Here is a 23,011-nt window from a genome sequence, read left to right on the forward strand (position 1 = left end):
CCATGCCGAAACGTACAGATATCTCGTCGATCCTCATCATCGGCGCCGGCCCCATCGTGATCGGCCAGGCCTGCGAGTTCGACTATTCCGGCACCCAGGCCTGCAAGGCGCTGAAGGAGGAAGGCTATCGCGTCATCCTCATCAACTCCAACCCGGCCACCATCATGACCGATCCGGGTCTGGCCGATGCGACCTATGTCGAGCCGATCACCCCGGAATTCGTCGAGCGAATCATCCTCAAGGAAAAGCCCGACGCGGTTCTGCCCACCATGGGTGGCCAGACGGCACTGAACGCCGCCATGGCGCTCGACAAGTCGGGCTTCCTCAAGAAGCATAATGTCGAGCTGATCGGCGCGAATGCCGAAGTCATCGACCGCGCCGAGGACCGTCAGAAATTCCGCGAGGCGATGGACGAAATTGGCGTAGAATCCCCGCGCAGCACCATCGCCCACACGCTGGAAGAAGCCCGTGCGGCACTGGACTCGGTCGGCCTGCCCGCCATTATTCGTCCGTCCTTCACCATGGGCGGCGCCGGTGGCGGCATTGCCTATAACCGTGAGGAATTCGACCAGATCGTGGCTGGCGGTCTCGATGCTTCCCCCACCACCGAGGTTCTGATCGAGGAATCCGTGCTGGGCTGGAAGGAATTCGAGATGGAGGTCGTCCGCGACAAGGCGGATAACTGCATCATCGTCTGCTCCATCGAGAATATCGACCCGATGGGGGTGCATACAGGTGACTCCATTACCGTTGCCCCTGCACTCACCCTGACCGACAAGGAGTATCAGAAGCTCCGCGATATCTCGATTGCCTGTCTGCGCAAGATCGGTGTCGAGACGGGTGGGTCGAACGTGCAGTTCGGCATCAACCCCGATGATGGCCGTATCGTCGTCATCGAGATGAACCCGCGCGTCTCGCGTTCTTCCGCGTTGGCTTCAAAGGCGACGGGCTTCCCCATCGCCAAGATCGCGGCCAAGCTGGCTGTGGGTTACACGCTGGACGAGCTCGCCAACGATATTACAGGCACGACGCCCGCCAGCTTCGAACCGACCATCGATTATGTCGTGGTGAAGATCCCGCGCTTCACCTTCGAGAAATTCCCCGGTGCCCCCGCCCTGCTCTCGACCTCAATGAAGTCGGTGGGTGAAGCCATGTCGGTTGGTCGCTCCTTCGCCGAGGCCCTGCAGAAGGGTCTCCGCTCAATGGAAACGGGGCTGACAGGCCTCGACCCCGTCGAAGCTCCAGGCGACGGCTCGCTCGATGCCTATCGCGCCGCGCTCTCCGAGCCGCGCCCCGAGCGTATTCTCATGGCGGCACAGGCCATGCGCGCCGGGCTGTCCCTTGAAGACATCAACGCCGCCTGCCGCTTCGAGCCCTGGTTCCTGCGCCAGCTGCACGACATCATCGTCACCGAGAACGATATCGCCGCGAACGGCCTGCCCAAAGATGCCCGTAATCTGCGCCGCATCAAGGCGCAGGGCTTCTCTGACCGCCAGCTTGCCCGTCTGACGGGCCAGAGTGTCGAGGATGTCGCTGCATTCCGTCTCAAGCTTGCCGTGACCCCGGCCTATAAGCGCATCGATACCTGCGCAGGCGAGTTCGCCTCCGACACACCCTATCTCTACTCGACCTATGAGGGCGGGTTCGGTGTGCCGGAATGCGAGAGCCGTCCGACCGACCGCAAGAAGATCATCATTCTAGGCGGTGGCCCCAACCGTATCGGACAGGGTATCGAATTCGATTATTGCTGTGTGCATGCTGCCTATGCGCTGCGCGAGGCAGGATTCGAGACCATCATGGTCAACTGCAATCCCGAGACTGTCTCGACCGATTACGATACCTCGGATCGTCTCTATTTCGAGCCGCTGACCGATGAAGATGTGATCTCTCTCATCCGTACCGAGCAGGCTGGTGGCGAGATTCTGGGCTGCATCGTGCAATATGGTGGCCAGACCCCGCTGAAGCTGTCCCGTGCGCTGGAAGCCGCTGGCATTCCGCTGCTTGGCACCCCGGCTGACGCCATCGACCGAGCCGAAGACCGTGAGCGTTTCCAGGCCCTGTTGCGCAAGCTCGGCCTGCGTCAGCCCGAAAACGGCATTGCCCGCACGCCGGGTGAGGCCGAAGCCGTGGCTGAAAAGGTTGGCTATCCGGTCGTGGTCCGTCCGTCCTATGTGCTGGGCGGCCGTGCGATGGAGATCGTCTATGATCCGGCAGGGCTGCAGCGCTATCTGCGCAATACGCTTGTTCTGGCTGGGAGCGAGGTTTCATCCGGCCCGATCCTGCTCGACCGCTATCTGAACGATGCCATCGAGGCCGATGTGGATTGTATCTGCGACGGTCAGGACGTGTATGTCGCGGGCGTCATGGAGCATATCGAGGAAGCCGGTATCCATTCCGGCGACTCCGCCTGCTCCCTGCCGCCCTACACTCTCTCCCCCGCCATCGTGACCGAGCTGAAGGCCCAGACCGAAGCCATGGCGCGTGAGCTGGGCATTGTCGGCCTGATGAACGTGCAATACGCCATCAAGGACCACGAAGTATTTGTGCTCGAAGTGAACCCGCGCGCCTCGCGCACGGTACCCTTCGTCGCCAAGGCGACTGGCGTGCCGGTGGCCAAGATCGGCGCCCGCGTGATGGCAGGGGCCAAGCTCTCGAGCTTCAAGCTTGATGGCGACGCCATTGCGCCGCATGTGGCCGTCAAGGAAGCCGTCTTCCCGTTCCATCGCTTTGCCGATACCGACACCATTCTCGGGCCGGAAATGCGCTCGACGGGTGAAGTCATCGGCCTCGACAGCAGCTTCGAGCGTGCCTTTGCCAAGTCGCAGCTCGGTGCCGGTGTGGTCCTGCCCCAGGCAGGGGCGGTGCTGCTCTCGGTGCGCGATGGACACAAGACGCAGGTTCAGGCGCTTGGCCGCAAGCTGATCGAAATGGGCTTCAGCATTCTCGCCACACGCGGCACGGCAGCCCGCCTTGAAGAGGCCGGTATTCCCGTCAAGCGCGTGAACAAGGTGCTGGAAGGCCGCCCGAACTGCGTGGATGCCATCCGCTCGGGTGACGTGCAGCTTGTCATCAACACGGCTCAGGGTGCTCAGGCTGTGCGCGACAGTTTCGACATCCGTCGCTCCTCGCTGCTTGGCGGTGTGCCGCATTTCACCACCCTCGCCGGCGCGCGGGCCGCGATCTATGCCATCTCGGCCATCAAGGATGGAGAGCTGGATGTGGCCCCGCTTCAATCCTACTTCAAACGCGCTTTCTGAAGCGGCGGAGCACCCTTTTCCCCGGCCTGGCTCGAACAACCGAGCCAGGGGATAACGAGGCGCTGCCTCGCGCTCCGGAAAGGGGCTCGCCCCTTTCATCCCCGCTTTCACGTCTTCAAGGCGCGCTCCGACATTCCTATGACGACGGTTTCCAAAGGGCGCCCGCCCTTTCGCGGGTCTCACGGCTGAGCCCTGCTTCCCCTTCCCCCATTGATCAACTCTGCACAAAACAGGCGCTCATTCTGAGGCTTGCCTTGAATTCACCCCCCGGAAGCCCTAATTTATCTGATCAAATTGCGGGCGGGGATTGTCTCATGCCCATCCATGCCCCGTGCAGGGCCCCGGGACATTCTGTTCCAGGGCGCTACGCGAGGGCCGAACTCGTTTTGGGGAATGCGCTGTGCAGAAGATTCCGATGACCGGTGAAGGTTTGACCCGTCTAGAAGATGAACTGCGTCGGCTGAAAAGCGAAGACCGTCCCGCCGTCATCCGCGCCATTGCCGAGGCACGCGCCCATGGCGATTTGTCGGAAAATGCTGAATACCACGCGGCGCGTGATCGCCAGTCCTTCATTGAAGGACGCGTGCTGGAACTTGAGGAACTGATCTCGACCGCCGAGGTCATCGACCCTTCTCAGCTCTCAGGTGACACCGTGAAGTTCGGCGCCCATATCGAGCTGGTCGATGAGGAAACCGACAAGGAAAGCAGCTATCAGATCGTGGGGGTCCATGAGGCCGATATCAAGCTGGGCCGCCTTTCCGTCTCCTCGCCGCTCGCCAAGGCGCTTATCGGCAAGTCGGTAGGTGATAGCGTGACGGTACCGACCCCAGGTGGCGACAAGAGCTACGAGATCCTGGCCGTCACTTTCAAATAAACGGATCAGTATCAGCACGGGCTGGCGTCTGGCGGTTTCGGACGGCCAGCCCCAAAGCAAGAAAAGAAGACCGTGTCCGAAAGCCTCACCCTCTCCTTCGCCGATATCCTTGCCGCTCATGAGCGGATCGCCCCGCATATTGTACGCACGCCCAGCATTCGCTGCGCCGCGCTTTCCAAGATGACGGGCGCGGATATCTGGCTGAAGCTCGAGAATCTGCAGGCTGTGGCCTCGTTCAAGGAACGTGGTGCGGCCAACAAGCTGGCGCTGCTGAGCACGGATGAGAAGAGGCGCGGCGTGATTGCCGTTTCGGCAGGCAATCACTCTCAGGGCGTGGCGCGTCATGCCAGCCTGCTCGGCATCGACGCCACTATCGTCATGCCCCGTCATACCCCTTCCGCCAAGGTGGAACGCACACGCGGCTGGGGCGCGCATGTCGTGACCGAGGGCGAGGATTTCGCCGAGGCGTCACTCGTCGCCGAAGAACTTCGCCAGAAGCACGGCCTCGTTCTGGTTCATCCTTTCAATGACGTGGCCGTCATGGCCGGTCAGGGGACGTTCGCCATCGAACTGATCGAGGATAGTCCGTCACTCGATTATCTCGTTCTGCCCATTGGCGGCGGCGGGCTGATCAGTGGCTCCGCCATCGCGGCAGCGGCTCTCAGCCCCGATACCAAAATCATCGGTGTCCAGGTAGAGAGCCATGCCTCGCTCTCAGCCTTCCCCGAGGCGGCAGTTCAGGCGCGCGGTGGTTCCACCATTGCCGAAGGTATTGCCGTCATGCAGATCGGCAATACCTGCTTCGACACGGTCAGCCCGCTTCTCGATCGTGTGCTGGTGGTGACCGAATTGCAGGTGGAGTCCGCCATTGCCCATCTGGCCGAGCAGGCCAAGCAGGTCTCGGAAGGGGCTGGCGCCGCGGCACTCGCCGCCGTCATGGCCTATCCCGAAATCTTCGAGGGCAAGCGTGTGGCCCTGCCGATCACAGGCGGGAATATCGGTACGCGCATCTTTGCCAATACGCTGCTGCGCGCGCTGCGTCGCGATGGCCGCCTGCTGTCCCTCACCTTGCAGATACCCGATCGCCCCGGCGTTCTGGCTGACATCTCGACCCGCATCGGGAATGCGGGCGGTAACATCATCGAGGTATCTCATCAGCGTCTCTTCGCTGCGCCTTCGGTCCAGACGGCGGAGCTGGAGATCATGATCGAAGCCCGCGACGGTACCCACGCCGATCAAATCGAGGCCGATCTGCGCAGCCATTATCACCTGACACGCGGCTGAAACGCTGCCCGCTCAGTGCGAGCGGGCATCTGTCGTAAAATGCCCGGACATCCAGTCGATAGCGTCCGACTGGCTGTACCCCTCTGGCAGGGCATAGAGCGAAGAGAGAAGCGCCCGGTCATAGGCGGTCATCGCGCCTGTTGGTCCCTCAAGCCGGTCGGATTTCGTGACATGCAGTATGCTCGACGTGTCATAGCTGTCGCTCAGATGGGGGGCCGCAAACCCGATGACGGAGAGCAGATCCCCAAGCATCCCCCAGGATTCGTCATGTACGCGGTTGATGTCCACAATGATCAGCATGATTGTCAGATCACGGCGCGAGGTCTCCTCCAGCATCGAGGCTTCGTAGCTCTGGGAGGCGTAGAAAGGCCCGTTCCGACCGCTCAGAACCAGGGGGGGCATGTCGCCCGAACTGCGTGATGCCGAGGAGGAGAGCCAGCGCACAGCCCGTGGCCGCAGGAAATTGGCGACTTCCTCAGGCGTCACATAGAACTTGTTGTCCTGATATTCCGGATTTCCATCAAAGCCCAGGAAAAGACGCGGATTACGCCTGACGATATCCGACGCGAGCGCATCCGACTGATCCGTCAGAAAGATGAAGAGCCTGGGATCCCCGCAGTCACGCCTGATCGACAGACCAAGAACACTGCCCACGGCCTTGAGATGGTCGAAGAGCATGGTGCTGTACTGGTCCTGGACACCATGAATGTCGACGCAGAGTTTCTCGTGCCAGCGTGGCAGCGTATCGAGCTGACGATCAGCCAGCTCCGCTCTCAGATGATCCTCAAGCCCATCGTGTGTCATTCCATGAACCGTCAGGTTTTCCTGAACCGCCACAGACGTGCTGATGGGTACCTGACCGGGAGGCGCTGTTTTCGCCCGCGCAGGGTGCAACAGAAAGCAGACGGTAAAAACCGTCAGGAGGCAGGCGGAGCCAGGACGGGAACGTCTGTGACGCACGTGACACTCCACTCGGTTCGATTGCAGACTGCATCATCACAAGCAGTGAGAAAAGAAAAGCCTGTGATCGCATGATATTCAGGCCGATTGTCACCCTGAAGAATGAGCAGCGCCTTTGAGTCACGCGGGGCATTATTCCCCCGGTCCAAACCTCACCTATGCCCGGCAGGCGAGGCTGGCAGCCTCCCGGCCGCCAGCCTGAAGCTTTCTCAATCCTGCAGGAAGCCTTCCTGTTTCAGCACGTCGATGGCGGCGCGAATACGGTGGCCATAGGTGTGTTCGCCCATCGTACGGGCCTGAGCCCGTCGCGCCATCTCGATGCAGAGCGGCGTATCGTGGATGTAGCGTGTCACCAGTCGATCGAAGTCGATCTTGTTGGAGAAGGTCGGGATTTCCTCTGCCGTGAAATAGCGGCGAAGCTCGTAAGTGTCCTCATGAAACACCTGGAAGGCTCCTGCAGCCGCGGCCTCGAACGTGCGCGGTCCCGGTGTGGAGGGGGCGATCATGAAACGCTTGTTTTCAAAGTGGAGGGAGCGCCCGAGATTGAGCACCAGCTTCGAGCGGCGATAAAGCTCGATCAGCTGCGCTTTCTCGATACGCGCATCGGAGAACCCGATACCGAATTCACCCCAGCCCGGACCGATAATCTTGACGTTCAGATTGCGCAGGGTGGGCATCAGGTTGCGCACGATATCCTTGCGGCTGGTGAACGCGACACCGCAGAACAGGACGTCAATGGATTTCTCCACCTCTTCCTCAATGGGGGCGTAGTGCAGCTTGCGGCTTGCCGCGAGAGGCAGATGGAAAACGCGCTCACGCTGGTAGAAATTATGGCCCCAGCGATCGCAGGAGAAGATGACGTCGAAATCATCTGTGACGCGATAATTGGCGTCCTGCTCATAGGGATCTTCTGTAGCCCAGAAAACGGTGATCGCCCCGATCTTCTTGGCCTCGCGGCACACTTCCCCGAAATAGGTGCTTTCGGGCAGGTACGACCCGATAGCGAAGACGATAGTGGGCTGCAGCCGTGCAATGGATGCCGCGGCACCGCTGATATGAACAGCCACCACGTTTTCATCGCCAAAGCATTCTGCCCAGCCATCCATGATCGACTCACGGATCTGGGCATTGGCCTGGGATTCGTAACGACCGCCACTGCAAACCAGGACGCGCTGCGTTCTGCCAGCAGCCGGTGTTCCTGCATTCTCTGTATCTGCTGACATGATCTCTCGGTCCGCTCCTCGTTTCGGCGGGCGGGGCAACATCCCCGCCTGTGCCCTGTCAGTTATGGGCGCGTGAGGGCGCCACACTCATTTCTATGATGGTACCCAGTGCGGCTCTGAATCGCTCCGGATTGCAATCGCGCTCGACTGCCCGCAGGGCCCCCGCGCGGATCATGGTCCATTTATCCCTGTTCTCGTAGAGTTCCGCCATGGCGAAGGCGAAGGCAATCGGGTCCTCGCTCGAGGCGCTGACAATCTCGACGCCATCGGCCCATCCCATCTGGGAACTCAGCAGGCGCGTCGCGACTACAGGAAGACCGTATGAGGCTGCCTCGTGAACCTTGTAGGGAAGCCCCCCCGCATACCGGGTCGGCGCTACAAATATGCGATGCGTGACATAAAGCGCGGTCAGATCATCGACCGGGCCGATCCAGTTGACGCGCTTCGAATTCCGCAACGACGAGACATTGACCGAAGGATGAACGAAACCGGCGACGGTGATACGCACATCCTCCGGCAGATGCTCCTCCATCTCTGGCAGTACATCGTTGATCAGCCAGAACAGGCTGTCGTAATTCGGCGCATCCACGTCATGCAACGCGCCCACAAACAGGATATCCCGGCGCTCATCGAAACCCTGGGGATCGGGACGCAGAGCCACAGAATGCCCAAGAACGGAGACGTTTTCATATCCCGCGTCACGGGCCAGAGCTGCATCATGCTCTGAAACCACCACGATACGCTGGCAGTACTGCGCCGCCTCGAGTTCCTGCGACACCATCTCGGACAGCGATCCGAGCTTTTCCTTGGGGGGATGGAAACGCGCCTTGGCGATCGTTCGCGGCGCAGCAATCACCTCGGTGTCGAGGATCACGCTATCGACTGGCAGGTGGCGGCTCTGCTCCGTCAGGACGGGGAGGAGACGTAAGAGGTTATGGGTACGACCGATCCAGATTGCATCGTAATTCCCCGCACGCTCCTCGATGAATGCGTCAAGATCCCCCAGATCGCTCTGGGCCATGAGTTCGACATCGTCAGGAAAATTTGCGGCCAGTTCCACCTGGCTCGCCGGTCGGGGCAGAACGGGAAACACGGTCACGTTGAGACCCAGAGCACTCATGGCCCAGACCAGGTCGTTGGAACGCACATAGCCGGAACCGAGGGAACGCAGGGGAATGCGATCCTCGATAAACAGGATCTTGCGTTTGCTGCTGCGGTGCGAGCGCGCGAGCACGGCATTGCGGACATGCGCCGGAAGCTGCTGACGCAGATAGTCCTGATGCTGACGGCTGAAGATACGGTGATTGATCTTCATCTGGGCCATCGAGCCGCTCGTGCCCGAACTGCCGAATTCCAGATGCTCCACCACGATCCCAGGATCGTAGACGATGCGCTTGCCTGCGCGCACCATACGCAGGCAGAAATCGGTATCCTCGAAATAGGCCGGTCGATAGATTGGATCGAAGCCGCCGAGAGCGCGAGCCATATCGCTGCGCACCATCAGAAAAGCTGCCGAGCAATAATCGACATCGCGAACGAAATTGGCTTCAGGAATCGCAGGGTTGTCCTGACGGCGATACCCATAGGTTGCGCCGTCACGCCATATGATCGACCCGGCCTCCTGCAGCCACATATTGCTGCGAATCAGCTTTGCCCCGACAGCCCCGATATCGGGCGATGAATGGAGCCGCGCCAGAGCGTTGCGTGTGGCGTGCGGATAGAGCCGCAGATCGTTATTGAGATAGAGGAGCGCGGCCGCTTTCACATGGGCCAGCGCTGCATTGCAGCCATCGAGATAGCCGATATTGTAGCGATAGCGCAGGATCGTGGCCCCGCGTACGACGTTGCCGATGTCTTTCGTCTCGTCGCTGGAGGCAGAATCTACGAGAATGAGCTGAATGGGTCCGGCGTAATTGGCGCGCAGCGAGGCCAGTGCCTGGATGGTCAGGGCATATTTATCATGCAGCACCATGATCACGGATAATTCGGGATCGCCTTTGCAGGTGAAATCGAGCCCCCGGCGCCGTGTGATCAGGCTTTGCAGAGCGGCCTCAGCCTCGAAGAGGCGGCGCGTCTGATCTTCATCCGGGGGAGGCTGGTCGCTGTGCTCTCCGTACTGCACCCGCTGTTCCATCCAGCAGGCATAGAGGCTGTCGAAACGGCCTGCCTCCATCATCGCCCTGACCTGCGGGCGATCCCGAAACAGGCTCAGGTTGATCCCTTCCGCCGGGGCCCGCCCCTCGGAAGCACCGTTCCTGACGAAGTGCTCGTAGCCGTTACGAAACGTCCCGTTATCGATACTGGGCAGCACATCGCCATTGATCCGCAGATAGTACCCTTCGTCGAACGACGATTGCGGGTTGAACTGCCTCGGGGTCTGATTGGCGAGGTAATGGTGCAGGGAGGAGAGATAGCGGCCAGCTTCGATGTCACGGTCGATTTCAGGGTACTGTGCGCGATACCATTGCGGATCGAAATACCATGAGACACGGTGGTGATCGGCCAGTCCCGGCTGTTCAACGGCTATGAGCCTGAACAGCCCGGTACCGGATGAGAGATCGACGGGGAAATCATTGACATGGCGGGCGACAACGCCCGGGTCCAGGAACCAGTGACCGGAAAGACCGCTTCCATCGCCGATTTCGAGAAAATGGTCATAGCCGTTTTCAAATATTCCCTCATCCAGAGCCTCAAGCAGCTGGGCACCGTGGCGCGTGCGGTAATAGGCTTCGGAAAACAGCCAGTGCGGGGAATGGGTGGTCAGACCTTTGGTACAGTAGTGATCGAAGCCCGATTCCAGTTCGCCCCGGCAGATTCCGGCATAGATCTCCGGATAGGCCTGTCGGTACCAGGCCTCGTCGAAATAGGGGTTTGGCGAAAATCCGAAGGATTTGCCGATCGTCTCATAGTGCTCGAGGGGACCGCGCAGACCGTTGGCCTCTATCTCTCCAACTGCCGTCGGGTACGTGGCCAGATACCAGGCCTCGTCGACCTGACGCCATTTCGCTCTGCGCTCGTCCCGCATGGAAAGCCCCCTCGCCCCTGTCAGAACGCTGCTTCAGGCGCGTAGCAGGCCTCGATGGCGCTGTTGACGGTCTGGACAACTTCACCGGTCACATCGCCATGGCGCACCGAAACGATAATCCCGTCTTCCACCGTGACCACGACATCAAGCGGTTTGACGCCCACTTGTTCACCCACTGTGTTCACCAGGCAGAGACGATATGCCCCGGCCATGGCAACGGCATAGCCTGAGTCGAGCGACAGCCATCCCTCGAAGCCGACGCAAAGCGGTGCGTCATCAAAAATCGTCTTCACGTCATGGCGCAGGAAACGGTTTAGCGCGAAGAAGAAGATATCGCCCCTGCCCTCGCCAACCAGGGCCACTGACATGGTTCCGGCGCGCTCCATCTGGCGGAGGAAACCCCAGCCACGGATGAACAGGTTGCCGTCATCGGTCAGAAGCGGTGCCGGATCACCAATCAGGCCGCTCAGCGCATCGATGTAATGCTGGAAATCATTCTCGGCGCGGTGCGGCACCACTTCGCGATGAAGACGACTGAGCTTGATACCACGCAGGTGGCCATCAGCATGCGACACACGGGCAAAATCGAGCATGATCTGGTCGTTTGAAGGACGCTCGACCTGGATCTCGTCGATCTTGCCATCCTTGACGTTGATCTCCACCGACGTGACCATGAACGCGCCGGAGCCGTTCACGATGTTCACCAGAGCAACGCGGAAACGCCCCTCACACCATTTGCCGCGAAGCGCTGCCTGCCCGGCAAAGCCCGATCGACGCGGCGCACCTGGATGGATGGACAGGACATCACCCCGTGCCTCGCGGATACAGGGCAGGAAGATCATAGGCGTGTCGTCCTCGCCTATGAGCACCGCGTACATCGATCCGGCAGAGCTCACACCGGGCAGAACGTGCCAGCCACGGATATGGAATTCATGCGACCCGGCGAAGTCTTCCGGCTCGTTCTCGGCAAACACGAAATGACAGACGTCATCGATGTAGTATTCGGCGCCCTGGATCGCATACCAGTCATTGACCGGTTCAGGCAGTTCCACGGACAGATCGCGAATGGTCGGCGGATCGAAGATATGACGCGGGGGAGCCTGGTGACGCCATGAAGCATGCGGCAGGAGGTGGACCTGCCCGGCATCGATCTGCATCTCTGCCGTGCCGAGTTCACGCACCGGCGCCGCCTCACGATAAACGTCGCGCATATCGTTGGCGTAGGCCTCTGCCTGGGTCCAGAGCGCGGGCGAGATATTGCCCATGATTTCGCGGCGGGTGCTTTCGGAGGAACGAAGCAGTTCAAGGCGTTCGAGCACCATGTTGGCCCGACCGATCGGCACCTTGAAACCGTTCACGCCGTCCTTCACGCGGTCGCCCAGCGCGCCGACATCGGTCACGATGGGAATAAGGCCATTCTGCCAAGCCTCGGAAAGCGAAATGCAATAGGTTTCGGGCCAGATGGAGAGATTGAGCGCGACATCGGCCACCTGAAGCGCCGCGATATCTCCCGCCGTGTAACGACCATAAAGCTTCACATTCGGACGTGGCTTGCCGTTGATGACGGCATCGTATTCCGGGTGGATATAGCCGAAGATGTGGAATTCGAAATGATCGGGATGAGCGATCTCGATCAGGTTCAGGATCGTATCAGCTCCCTTGGTACGCAGGAAGTTGCCAACGATCGCTACCTTGAGCGGACGCTCGCCGAGCGGCTCATACGCCTTCGGCACGATGGGAATCGTGTTCTCGGGAGAAGGAATGCCGAGGGTGAGGCTGCTCTTCTGGTCCAGGATCGGATAGATCTCATGGGTCAGATTGCGCGAGTGCTCGGTACCGAACAGAATGAGGTCCACCGAGTGAAGCATCTTCGCAATGAAGGCGCGTCGTGTCTGCTCTCCACCATACTCGATATTTTCCGCGACCTTGAGGATGATATCGCTCGCCACGACCGACTTCACCTCGTCCTCGATATAGCGCAGATCCTGGTTGAGCAGGTTGTACCGCGAGGAGATCAGCCAGAAATCATGCGCCGAGAAGACAACACCGGCACCGCAGGCCTTGGCGATGATGGGCAGCGACAGGGCGTGATGGCCCAGATGCTGGAAATGAACGATATCGAAATTGTACTGGCTGATGGCATTGGAGAACGCCATTTCCTCCGGACCGTCGCACATGGCGTCCATCCAGCCCACTTCGGGGACGTCGTATCGCTCGACTTCCTGACCATTGGCGGTGGTCAGGCGGCAATGCGTCCCGCGCCGCAGCCAGTAGAAAAATTCGATTTCGCGACCGAGCATCGAACACAAGGTCTGCTGATAGACCTCCACCCCACCCCAGGCTGCCTCATGGATTGTGGAGTGGGTGCACATCAGCACACGCAGGCGACGACGACGGGGAGCGAGTTCCGTGCCCGGCTTGCTCCGCCCGAAATTGGCCCCGGTAACATCGGCCATATAGCGGAGACGGTGCTCATAGAGATGCCCGTCCACCACGGAGCGCTGCCCGGCGAGTGCGGCATTGCGGCGCAGCTCATGATCGCCAAGCAGGGCTGCGACGGCGCTGACGACACCATCAACGTCACGAGCGAGGAACGTGCCCTCGATTTCCGAGAAATACTTGGTGTCCATGCTCTCTGGCGCTTCGACAACCTGAGCCGCACCCGCAAGCGCCAGTTCATAGAAGCGCGGCCCCGGGGCAGTGGCCTGGCTTACATCGCCATGGCTCGCATAATCGCGGAACATGGTCAGCGTGACAGCGCTGGCATTCGCAAAATCGATAAAGGCTTCGTGGCTCACAGGGCGCTGAATCGCCAGTTCCGCGAGATCGGCCGGTAGCGGCGGCAGATACTCGTTCCCGGGGCAGATCAGCTTCAGACGCGCCTTGGGGAAAGCCGCGATGATACGGCGCAGGGTTTCGACACGGTTGGGCCACATGGTGCCCGCAAAAAAGATGTCGTAGTCGAGCGCATCCGGCTCTTTCACATCGCGCTGATGAATGGTTCGGCTTGCACCGAGCGGCAGATAGAAGCCCTTGCCACGATAGTGCTCCGCGCATGACGGATCGTTTGTGAAGACATAGTCGAAGAGATTCGAGTTCTCGACGTTGAAATCGCGCATGAACGGATCTTCGAACGTCCAGAGAATCATGGTCTTGAATGCAGGTCTGATACGCCGCATCAGCTGGGTGTTGATACGCTGGCCATCAATACAGATGAGCGTGTCATGCTCGCCAGAAGCTGCAGCGGCCGCCAATGTCATATTATCAGCGAGGAGGACCTGATCGTGACCGAAAAGAGCGCGTGCGGCACGTTCGACCGCCAGTGTCAGATACGAATTCGGGTTATGGGTGTAGTTTGTATTGTAAATAACAGCCATGAAGACCCCGCCTGCGCATCTTGCCTACAGTCAGGGCAATCCCCGCCTGTCCATTGATCTGCATTTAACCCAAACGAAGGGCAGGAAAAAGTCTTCACTACAGTTTTTGAGATTATGTTGAGTGTCAGTTCAACAAGAAAAAATAAAAGGGCTGCCGAAGCAGCCCTTTCATAGTGTTTCTACAGATTAACCGCAGATTACACTTCGGTATTACGACGACGGATCGCCGCACCGAGGATATCACCGAGCGATGCGCCGCTATCAGACGAGCCGTACTCGTTGATGGCTGCCTTGTCTTCCTCGACCTCACGGCCGCGGATGGTCAGGGCCAGCTTGCGCGAAGCGCGATCGACGGAAACAACCTTCGCATCGACCTTCTCACCAACCGCGAAGCGCTCGGGGCGCTGCTCGGCCTTGTCACGAGCCAGTTCGGCGCGACGGATGAAGCCGGTCAGGACGTCGTCCACCTTCACTTCGATGCCGTTGGTCTGAACCGAGGTCACAACGCAGGTCACGATATCGCCCTTGTGGACGCGCGACAGCGTGTCGGCTGCAGGGTCTTCCTGGAGCTGCTTGATACCGAGCGAGATACGCTCCTTCTCGGGATCCACGTCGAGCACCTTGGCCTGAACGACCTGACCCTTCTCGAACTTCGCCATGGCTGCTTCGCCGGCTTCGTCCCAGGAGAGATCGGACATGTGCACCATGCCGTCGATATCGGCAGAGAGACCCACGAACAGACCGAATTCGGTGATGTTGCGGATTTCGCCTTCGATGGTCGAACCGACCTTGTGCTCTTCGGCGAACTGCTCCCAGGGGTTGCGCTGAACCTGCTTCAGGCCGAGCGAGATACGACGCTTGGCGCTGTCCACGTCGAGAACCATGACGTCGACTTCCTGCGAGGTCGCGACAAGCTTGCCCGGATGGACGTTCTTCTTCGTCCAGGACATCTCGGAAACGTGCACCAGACCTTCAACGCCGGGCTCGAGCTCAACGAACGCACCGTAATCGGTGATGTTCGTGACGCGACCGGAGTAGCGGGCACCCGGCGGATACTTGATCGCCACGTTCTCCCACGGATCAGCCTCAAGCTGCTTCATGCCCAGCGAGATGCGCTGCGTGTCGGAATTGAAGCGGATGACCTGAACGCGAACCGGCATGCCGATCTGCAGCGCTTCGGACGGGTGGTTGATACGCTTCCAGGCGATGTCGGTGACATGCAGGAGGCCATCGACGCCGCCGAGATCGACGAACGCACCGTAATCGGTGATGTTCTTGACCACGCCGTCGAGGATCATGCCTTCCTTCAGGCCCTGGATCAGCTCGGAGCGCTGCTCTGCACGGGTCTCTTCAAGAACGGCACGACGCGAGACAACGATGTTGCCACGGGCGCGATCCATCTTGAGGATCTGGAAAGGCTGGGGCTGGCCCATGAGCGGAGCGACATCGCGCACGGGGCGGATATCGACCTGGCTGCCCGGAAGGAACGCCATGGCGCCGCCCAGATCAACCGTGAAGCCGCCCTTGACGCGACCATAGATCGTGCCGTTGACGCGCTGGTTGTTGGCGAATGCGCGCTCAAGCGAGGTCCAGGCCTCTTCACGACGTGCCTTCTCGCGCGACAGCACGATGGAGCCGTCACGGTCTTCGTAGCGCTCGACATAGAGTTCGATCACGTCGCCCGGACGCACGTCAGGCGCAACGCCCGGCGGTCCGAATTCCTTGAGCGAAACGCGGCCTTCGCTCTTGAGGCCGACATCGACGATCGCATATTCATCCGTCAGACGGATGACACGACCGGTAACGACGGAGCCGTCAAAGCCCGTGTCCTGACCAAGGGTCTCGTCAAGAAGAGCTGCGAAGTCTTCGACGGTGTTGGTGGCTGAAGCCATGTGTTTTCGTAATCCTGGGCCGGTCGTGATGACCGGGCCAATGTCTGCGCCCCGCATCCTGGCAGGACGGCTTGCTCATGATCTGCGGCCACCCATGAGCCTTCGCTGGAAGATCGCCCGCAGGATGCGGAAGACCATTGCGCGCAGGTGACAATACGCTGCCCGTGGTCAGACACCCGCCACGGGGTGCTTGTCAACAAAAACCTGATTTTCCGGGAAGATTAGGGGCGACGGCGGCGAGTCCGCCCTGCCTTTCGCCGCAATGCGGTCAAAACCCGCATCGAGCCGCATCTGTTCGCACTCTGAAGCCACTTCCGCGCCGAAGCACGAAGCCGCCTCTCATAAACAAAGCCACGCCTCCTCCGCCCTGTCCGGCAGGGCAGAGGAAGCGCTTCGATACCCCGTCAGAGGGGGAAGCGCTCTCTCACAATGGCCAGGGCATGGGCGAGAACAGCGCCGGCATCCATGCTGTCCGTCTCGACAAGCACCGCATCGTCAGCCTGACGCAGGGGGGAAACGGGGCGCTCCGCATCCTTGCGGTCACGCGCCTCGATCTCGGCTGTCAGGGCAGAGAGGGCCGCTTCGTCACGGGCCGAGGCCCCATGAAGCTGCTGATAGCGACGCAGGGCGCGGACGCCTGCACTCGCCGTGACGAAGAACTTCAGATCGGCATCGGGGAAAACCACGGTCCCGATGTCACGCCCATCGATCACCGCCCCGCTTTCGGTCGCAAACTCGCGCTGACGCTTCAGAAGGGCCGCGCGAACCGGCGGCTGGGTTGCAACCGAACTCGCGCCGCGATCGATATCGGGCACACGAAGATCGTCACGCAGCAGATCGGCTGGCTGAAGCGCCTGCGCGGTTCTTTCTCCGTCATCGACCGAGGGATCGAGCCCAGCCAGAATCATCTGGCGTGCCACGGCACGATAAAGCAGACCGGTATCGAGATGCGGCAGGCGGAGCGATGCGGCCAGGGACTTCGCCAGTGTTCCCTTGCCCGCAGCGGCGGGACCATCGACTGCTATGATCAGACGCATCAGAGCGCTGCCCCAAGGGCTGCCATCAGCGATACAAAGCCCGGAAAGCTCGTATTGATGAAGCCCGTATCATCCACCATGACAGGCTTCTCGGCGGCCAGACCGAACACGATGGCACTCATGGCCAGACGATGATCCATGCGCGTCTCGACCAGACCGCCGCCAAGCCCTTCGGCGCTGCCACGTCCTTCGATGACCATGTCATCTCCCTCGACACGCACCGTGGCACCATTGGCCTTAAGCAGCGCCACGGTGGCAGAAAGACGGTCGCTCTCCTTCACGCGCAATTCCTCAAGGCCACGCAGACGCGAGGTTCCGGTTGCGAAGGCGCACGCAACGGCCAGAACCGGGTACTCATCAATCATGGACGGCGCCCTGTTGGCGGGCACATCGACGCCACGCAGCGCGGCGCTGCGGACCACGAGATCGCCCACGGGTTCGCCCCCCTCGACACGCTCATTCTCGATATCGAGAACCGCGCCCATTTCGCGCAGCGTCGTGAACAGACCTGTCCGCAGCGGATTCAGCCCCACATTCGGCAGACGGATTTCAGAACCGGGCACGAGAGAGGCTGCCACGATCGGAAAAGATGCCGAAGAGGGATCGGCAGGCACGACCACGTCACGCGCAACGAGTCGGGTCGGGCCCTCCAGGGTGATGATACGCCCGCCCGCAGGCGTAAGGCCCACATCCACGCCGACACCGAAATGACGCAGCATGTTTTCCGTGTGATCGCGCGTCGCCACCGGCTCTTCCACACGCGTCTTGCCATGCGCGTTCAGACCGGCCAGCAGGATGGCGGATTTCACCTGAGCCGAAGCGACAGGCAGACAATAAGAGAGCGGCGCCGCATCGCCCGTTCCGATGATGGCCATAGGCAGCTTTTCGCCATGACGCGTGGCAAAACAGGCGCCATTGCCCGAGAGAGGCTGGGTCACACGACGCATAGGGCGTCCGCGCAGCGAGGCATCGCCCGTCATGAAGCTCGTGATGGGATGGCTGGCCAGAATACCGGACAGCAGACGCGCCGCCGTTCCGGAGTTCCCCATGTCGAGCACGTCGGCGGGCTCGTTCAGCGCGCCGACCCCCTTGCCATCGATCACCCAGCGATCCGTTTCGCGCGTGATGGTGGCACCCAGCGCGCGCATCGCATCAGCGGTACGCAGCACGTCCTCGCCTTCGAGCAGACCCGTCACGACGGTGCGCCCTTCAGCGAGAGAGGCCAGCATCAGCGCGCGATGACTGATCGACTTGTCACCGGGCACACGAATCGTTCCCCGCAGCGGGCCGGGATTGCGCGCAACGGAAAGAGGAATGACGGAGGCAGAAGGATGATGTTCCATGATAGCGTTCATTCCGATGCGCGACCGTCCCTGTCAATCGCCGGGACCTGATTCCCGGCGGGTTTTAACATCAAAAACCCAGCTTGCATTTGACATCACGGGCACAAGCTGGCATGGCCCCGTGCTTCGCGGCGCAAGCCGTTTCCCTTTTCAACCGGTTCAGGATCGACAGGTAGTCATCATGGCAAAACCAGAACTCGGTCTGAAGCGCATTTGCGTCTCTTGCGGCGCGCGTTTCTACGACCTGAATCGCGCTCCCGCGATTTGCCCCAAATGTGGCGCAGAGCAGCCCAGCGATCTGCCTCTGCCCAAGCGCGGTGGCGAGATCCCCGCAGATCAGACCAAGAATGATCCCAAGAGCGACGAAGATGATATCGATGTCGATCTCGACGCGGATGATGATGGCGATGACGACGTGATGGAAGATGCGTCAGACCTCGATGATGACGATGACGATCTCGGTTCCGAGATCGAAGTCACCACCGACAACGACGACAACGAAAACTGATGTCTCTGAGAAAAGCCGGTCTGACCGGCTTTTTTCTTTTGAGCATGGCCCCTTCCCCCTCCTTTGCGGAAACCGCCGCTCATCTGGGCCGGGCCCTGCAGGCAGAGCCCAGTGCCACAAAGGTGCTGCAGGCCTATTGCGCGCGTCTGGCACCGGGCGTGCCCGTGACGGCCATCGCCCTGCCCAGCGACGACCGACCACCGCCGACCGTTCTGCGTGAGCGCTTTGCCTTACGTCAGGATGAGACCATCCGGGTGCGTCATGTCAGCCTGCGCTGCGGAATAATCGTACTGTCGGATGCCTGGAACTGGTATATTCCCCAGCGCCTGACAGCAGACATGAACCGACAGCTCGAGACCACGAATACGCCTTTCGGTCGCGTCGTATCAGGGCTTGGTTTTGCCCGACACGCAATCAGCAGCGAGACCGAAGCTCTGCCCGCCGGGGTTTTCCTGCGTAATACGGCAATGCTGACACGCAGCGCTGACGGACTCCCCTTCTCGCTGGTGGTGGAGAACTATCAGAGCGCGGGGTTCGAGGCGCTCCCGCCGCTCTGATACTCATCCCTCGAGGCACCTGCCACGAGCTTTTCAGGAGGGGTCGCGCACGTCCCGCCAGCGCGCGACAAGCCCACACCACGCATCGCGTGTTTCCTGAGCGATCCTGTCATCTTCACTCATGATACGCGCGCTCTGTTCGACGAATTCCCTCGACTGCTCCAGGAAACGGCGTTCGATCCCCTCACGTGCGGCCACGACGCCCGGCAGACGGGAAAGGCGCCTGATCCCGCATCTGATATCTTCTGCCAGAGGCAGAACCGGCTTTGGCCCTCCCGCTTCGAAGCGACTGGTGAAAAGCTCGAAGATTCCGGGATTGTTGTAACGGAAATGCTTGGTCGTCAGCACGCCATTGCCGTCATTCTCGCCGCGCGCGAATTTCCAGACATATTCCTCGAGTGAGCGCACATGATAATGACAGATCATCGCATTGACGGTGGGACGGGCGATGAAATTGATGTCGTGGTCGGTCAGGTCACCGTTCTTATGGGCCTCTCCATCGACAGTCATATAGGCAATGCTGCGATCGCGCGAGCGCATCGGATGATGGGCCGACGACCCGCTGAACAGGTTGGTCCGGAAAGCGGTCTTGATCAGCGGATGACGCTCTGTCTCGACGAAACGCTCTGCCGATAACCCGGGAGCCCAGGTCAGATGGCCATTGGAATTGAACACGCGCCATGACATGGCCACGGCCACTGCACCTTCCTGCTCCCGGGCAGCAAGCAACGGCGGCAAGCGATAATCCGCATGCGCCGCAGGCAAAACGACTTCGTCGAGATCCACTACGAGGCACCAGCGATAATCGAGGATCTCAGGCAACAGGCTCAGAGCATGATAATACGCCTTGTCCTGCATGTTGATCCGCGCAGGAGAGGCTCCCGAGTTATCGATCCAGACAATCTCGCCCGCCTCAGCGAGGCAGCGGAGGAGATCGTCCGACCCGTCCGTGAGGTCATTGGTATAGATGAAGAACTGCTCTACCCCGATGCGGCGGTGATGGGCAATCCACTCAAGAAGATACAGCCCCTCGTCACGCGCAGTCGCAAGCAAGGCAAGGCCATGACAGGGCTCGAACCCGCGGCGGGCCTCCTCAAGAAGACGCGTTCCAAGCCTGAATGCCGGGTCGTCCTCACTTATATTCACGAGCCCAAGGAAATCGTACCGGCTATCCGCTTTCGCCACCGAGCGGCGCCGACCGGCGCGCCATGCATGCAGATCCTCGAAACCCTGCATGATCCACGCCCCACCGGGGATAGCGGCAAGCAGACGCGCAGCATCGCGTGAGCCGAGGTCCGCACCGTCATGCAGATCAGTCACGAAGAGCGCGATGAACGCGCTCAGAACGCGGGGCTGCAGAACATCCAGCATGACCGACAGAAGCGCAGGCTGGAAGGGAGCCGGCATGGCAAGCAGTGCCGCGAGCACACCACGTGCGTCGTCGCGGGCATGAAGGATTGCACCGAACTGATCAGCGACGTCCGCGAGTAACTGCGCCACGGGTTTTCTCGAAGCCTCGAATTCGAACAGCTCCCAGTCAGAGATCGTTGTCCGATCCTGGAAGATGCGACCGGTATCGATTTCCGCCGTGAGGAAAAACGGTTTGCCGAACGGCTTGAGCGCATGACGACCGGCCTGCATGTCGATGATCGAAAGCGGCATGAAAGACGGACACCATGATTGATGCGCGTCGGCGGGATCCGGCTCGGGCCAGGTTCCATCGCTCGCAACCAGAAGACCGAACCCGGGCAGGAACGACCATGTCAGTAAAAGCGTCTCGCCGGATAGAGACGAAGCGAAACGATGGGATAATCCACCCTGTCTTTGATGGAGATCCAGATAGCTCTCGTGGTGGCTTCTAATTCTCGAGAATGAAACAGTGAAGCGCTCTCCATCTGCCAGGCGGCGGGTGATCATCGTCATGGGGAGAATTACGCCTCTATTGTTCGTTTTTTATGCCCGCCATTGTAAATGCTGGCCGCCGTCGAGCGCAATCATCTGGCCCGTTACCGAAGGCATTCGCAACAAAGCTGTCGCGGCTGTGACAAGTTCCTGCGGGTCAGCGCCGGTCTGGAGAGGTGCGCGCAGGCACATGGCCTCGAAATGCTCCTCACTCTGCCCAACGGCGGGCAGAACCGGACCGGGGCCGATGGCATTGACCCTGATGCGCGGAGCCAGAGCCAGAGCCATGGTCTGGGTCAGGGTCCAGAGCCCGGCCTTCGAGAGGGTGTAGCTGACGAAATGGGGGGTCAGGTTCCAGACCCGCTGGTCGAGCAGGTTCAGGATCATCCCCTGAGCGTCTTCCGGCAGGGCGCGTGCAAATTCCTGCATCAAGACGAAAGGCGCGCGCAAATTGGTCTCGATATGCCGGTCCCAGGAATCGCGCGAAGCGTCCTGCCATTCGTCGCGTTCGAAAACGGACGCGTTATTGATCAGCACGCCGATCGGGCCAAGCGCTTTGGTGGCATCGCTCACCAGCCGCACTGTCTCATCCTCACGCATGAGATCGGCCTCAAGCACGCAGCCAGTCACATCGAGCGTTGCCAGCAATTCACGCGCCTCATCGGCATGACTGCGGCAATGCAATGCGATGGCGAACCCCTCATGGGCGAGCGCTTCAACGAGGGCCCGTCCAATACGCCGCACACCCCCTGTGATCAGGGCCGCACGCGGGATACCGGGCGGCACGGGCGCGTGAGGCAGTTGATGTTTCATTGCGCGGGGCGCCTTGCCGAAAGCGCTGCGGCCAATGTTCCATCATCGAGCACGTCAAGCGCTCCCCCGATCGGCACACCGTGACCCACACGCGTGATCGCCACATCGTGGGCTGCCAGTTTCTCCTGGAGCCAGTGCGCGGTGCTCGCCCCCTCGACCGTGGCTCCCAGCGCCAGAATGACCTCGCGTACCTCACCCGAAGACACGCGAGCCAGAAGAGAAGCCGTATTAAGGTCCTCGGGACCGATCCCGGAGAGCGCCGAGAGCACACCGCCCAGGACCTGATAGGTGCCCGGATGCAAACGAGAGCGCTCGAGCGCCCAGAGATCCCCCACGGTCTCGACCACGCAGATCAGACTGTGATCCCGCGATGGATCGGCGCAGATGGAGCAGGGATCGCTACTGTCGAGCGTGCCGCAGACGGAGCACGTCCGCACTGAATGGGCCGCCTGCTCCATGGCCTGAGCCAGAGGGATGAGCCGTGTCTGGGGCGCACGCAGGAGGGTGAGTGCCGCGCGACGCGCAGAGCGCGGCCCCAGCCCGGGCAGGCGGGACAATAGCTGGATCAGCCTTTCGACATCCCCACCACCCATCATGGCTGCGGCCTCCTGTCCGGGGTGATCAGAACGGGAATTTCAGCCCGGCAGGCAGATCGATCCCGCCGGTCACCTTGCGCATTTCCTCGGCATTGGCGGCCTCGACCTTGCCCCGCGCATCGGCGAAAGCAGCCACGATCAGATCCTGAAGCATCTCGATCTCATTCGGATCAGCAAGCTTGGGGTCGATGCGCAGCGCCCGCATATCGCCCTTGCCACTCAGCGTCACGCTGACCAGACCCGCCCCAGACGACCCTTCGACAGTGAGGGCGTTGAGCGTGTTCTGTACCTCTTCCATGCGCGACTGCATCTGGGAGGCCTGCTTCATGAGACCGGCAAGATTTTTCATCTGTTCATTTCCTT

Annotated in this window: 16 protein-coding genes; 5 read left to right on the forward strand and 11 right to left on the reverse strand. The window is 60.7% G+C overall.

Annotated features, from left to right (window positions below; all coding sequences use genetic code 11):
• The first annotated feature begins 2 nt into the window (after window positions 1-2).
• From carB to AA0535_RS14395, 3 genes are all read left to right on the forward strand, one after another.
• On the forward strand, window positions 3-3,257 hold the full coding sequence (carB, locus tag AA0535_RS14385) for a carbamoyl-phosphate synthase large subunit (protein ID WP_264817346.1): 3,255 nt from the start codon (window positions 3-5) through the stop codon (window positions 3,255-3,257).
• A 400-nt stretch (window positions 3,258-3,657) separates the two neighbouring features.
• The gene (gene greA, locus AA0535_RS14390) at window positions 3,658-4,131 is read left to right on the forward strand and encodes a transcription elongation factor GreA (protein ID WP_031240013.1); all 474 of its coding nucleotides are present in this window, start codon (window positions 3,658-3,660) and stop codon (window positions 4,129-4,131) included.
• Window positions 4,132-4,203: 72 nt separating this feature from the next.
• Window positions 4,204-5,415 carry a threonine ammonia-lyase gene (locus tag AA0535_RS14395; RefSeq protein ID WP_264817348.1) on the forward strand — a complete coding sequence of 404 codons (1,212 nt, stop codon included), beginning with the start codon at window positions 4,204-4,206 and terminating at the stop codon, window positions 5,413-5,415.
• A gap of 12 nt (window positions 5,416-5,427) precedes the next feature.
• On the opposite strand, the gene AA0535_RS14400 is transcribed toward AA0535_RS14395, so the two are convergent.
• The 7 genes from AA0535_RS14400 to aroA all read right to left on the reverse strand — a co-directional run bounded on the left by AA0535_RS14400 (window position 5,428) and on the right by aroA (window position 18,272).
• Window positions 5,428-6,375 (reverse strand): hypothetical protein, encoded by a 948-nt coding sequence (locus tag AA0535_RS14400; protein WP_264817349.1) that lies wholly within the window; start codon window positions 6,373-6,375, stop codon window positions 5,428-5,430.
• Window positions 6,376-6,584: 209 nt separating this feature from the next.
• Window positions 6,585-7,598: a CgeB family protein gene (locus tag AA0535_RS14405; RefSeq protein ID WP_264817351.1), complete on the reverse strand. Its 1,014-nt coding sequence runs from the start codon at window positions 7,596-7,598 to the stop codon at window positions 6,585-6,587.
• Between the two features lie 58 nt (window positions 7,599-7,656).
• A complete protein-coding gene (locus tag AA0535_RS14410) occupies window positions 7,657-10,623 on the reverse strand; it encodes a glycosyltransferase (RefSeq protein ID WP_264817352.1) in 2,967 nt (988 codons plus the stop codon).
• A gap of 20 nt (window positions 10,624-10,643) precedes the next feature.
• Entirely contained in the window at window positions 10,644-14,000 is a 3,357-nt protein-coding gene (locus AA0535_RS14415) for a glycosyltransferase family protein (protein ID WP_264817353.1), read from the reverse strand.
• A gap of 197 nt (window positions 14,001-14,197) precedes the next feature.
• Window positions 14,198-15,892 (reverse strand): 30S ribosomal protein S1, encoded by a 1,695-nt coding sequence (rpsA, locus tag AA0535_RS14420; RefSeq protein WP_127102783.1) that lies wholly within the window; start codon window positions 15,890-15,892, stop codon window positions 14,198-14,200.
• A 404-nt stretch (window positions 15,893-16,296) separates the two neighbouring features.
• Window positions 16,297-16,929, reverse strand: coding sequence for a (d)CMP kinase (gene cmk / locus AA0535_RS14425; RefSeq protein ID WP_264817355.1), 633 nt, complete (start codon window positions 16,927-16,929; stop codon window positions 16,297-16,299).
• Window positions 16,929-18,272, reverse strand: coding sequence for a 3-phosphoshikimate 1-carboxyvinyltransferase (gene aroA / locus AA0535_RS14430; protein ID WP_264817356.1), 1,344 nt, complete (start codon window positions 18,270-18,272; stop codon window positions 16,929-16,931). The genes cmk and aroA overlap by 1 nt, the downstream gene beginning before the upstream one ends.
• A 181-nt stretch (window positions 18,273-18,453) precedes the next feature.
• Between aroA and AA0535_RS14435 the strand changes: the two genes are divergently transcribed.
• Window positions 18,454-18,780, forward strand: a complete 327-nt coding sequence (locus AA0535_RS14435) for an FYDLN acid domain-containing protein (protein WP_127102907.1) — start codon at window positions 18,454-18,456, stop codon at window positions 18,778-18,780.
• Complete coding sequence (locus AA0535_RS14440; protein WP_264817359.1) at window positions 18,780-19,337, forward strand: hypothetical protein; 558 nt, start codon at window positions 18,780-18,782, stop codon at window positions 19,335-19,337. The genes AA0535_RS14435 and AA0535_RS14440 overlap by 1 nt, the downstream gene beginning before the upstream one ends.
• 33 nt (window positions 19,338-19,370) lie before the next feature.
• Here AA0535_RS14440 and AA0535_RS14445 read toward each other — a convergent pair whose 3' ends face one another.
• The 4 genes from AA0535_RS14445 to AA0535_RS14460 are packed head-to-tail and all read right to left on the reverse strand — an operon-like array spanning window position 19,371 to window position 22,997.
• Window positions 19,371-21,260, reverse strand: coding sequence for a glycosyltransferase family 2 protein (locus AA0535_RS14445; protein ID WP_264817360.1), 1,890 nt, complete (start codon window positions 21,258-21,260; stop codon window positions 19,371-19,373).
• Between the two features lie 30 nt (window positions 21,261-21,290).
• Window positions 21,291-22,052 carry an SDR family oxidoreductase gene (locus tag AA0535_RS14450; protein ID WP_264817361.1) on the reverse strand — a complete coding sequence of 254 codons (762 nt, stop codon included), beginning with the start codon at window positions 22,050-22,052 and terminating at the stop codon, window positions 21,291-21,293.
• Window positions 22,049-22,648 carry a recombination mediator RecR gene (gene recR, locus AA0535_RS14455; protein ID WP_264817362.1) on the reverse strand — a complete coding sequence of 200 codons (600 nt, stop codon included), beginning with the start codon at window positions 22,646-22,648 and terminating at the stop codon, window positions 22,049-22,051. Before recR ends, AA0535_RS14450 begins: the two co-directional genes overlap by 4 nt.
• A 25-nt stretch (window positions 22,649-22,673) precedes the next feature.
• Window positions 22,674-22,997, reverse strand: a complete 324-nt coding sequence (locus tag AA0535_RS14460; RefSeq protein WP_264817364.1) for a YbaB/EbfC family nucleoid-associated protein — start codon at window positions 22,995-22,997, stop codon at window positions 22,674-22,676.
• Window positions 22,998-23,011 lie beyond the last annotated feature (14 nt).

It is taken from the genome of Asaia krungthepensis NRIC 0535 (genome assembly GCF_025995175.1).
Lineage (GTDB): Bacteria > Pseudomonadota > Alphaproteobacteria > Acetobacterales > Acetobacteraceae > Asaia > Asaia krungthepensis.

Coding starts and splice junctions, on each gene's coding strand:
- AA0535_RS14460 (WP_264817364.1), bottom strand. CDS start 22,997: ATGAAAAATCTTGCCGGTCTCATGAAGCAGGCCTCCCAGATGCAGTCG.
- AA0535_RS14440 (WP_264817359.1), top strand. CDS start 18,780: ATGTCTCTGAGAAAAGCCGGTCTGACCGGCTTTTTTCTTTTGAGCATG.
- AA0535_RS14405 (WP_264817351.1), bottom strand. CDS start 7,598: ATGTCAGCAGATACAGAGAATGCAGGAACACCGGCTGCTGGCAGAACG.
- AA0535_RS14435 (WP_127102907.1), top strand. CDS start 18,454: ATGGCAAAACCAGAACTCGGTCTGAAGCGCATTTGCGTCTCTTGCGGC.
- aroA (WP_264817356.1), bottom strand. CDS start 18,272: ATGGAACATCATCCTTCTGCCTCCGTCATTCCTCTTTCCGTTGCGCGC.
- AA0535_RS14450 (WP_264817361.1), bottom strand. CDS start 22,052: ATGAAACATCAACTGCCTCACGCGCCCGTGCCGCCCGGTATCCCGCGT.
- recR (WP_264817362.1), bottom strand. CDS start 22,648: ATGATGGGTGGTGGGGATGTCGAAAGGCTGATCCAGCTATTGTCCCGC.
- AA0535_RS14415 (WP_264817353.1), bottom strand. CDS start 14,000: ATGGCTGTTATTTACAATACAAACTACACCCATAACCCGAATTCGTAT.
- cmk (WP_264817355.1), bottom strand. CDS start 16,929: ATGCGTCTGATCATAGCAGTCGATGGTCCCGCCGCTGCGGGCAAGGGA.
- AA0535_RS14445 (WP_264817360.1), bottom strand. CDS start 21,260: ATGACGATGATCACCCGCCGCCTGGCAGATGGAGAGCGCTTCACTGTT.
- rpsA (WP_127102783.1), bottom strand. CDS start 15,892: ATGGCTTCAGCCACCAACACCGTCGAAGACTTCGCAGCTCTTCTTGAC.
- AA0535_RS14410 (WP_264817352.1), bottom strand. CDS start 10,623: ATGCGGGACGAGCGCAGAGCGAAATGGCGTCAGGTCGACGAGGCCTGG.
- carB (WP_264817346.1), top strand. CDS start 3: ATGCCGAAACGTACAGATATCTCGTCGATCCTCATCATCGGCGCCGGC.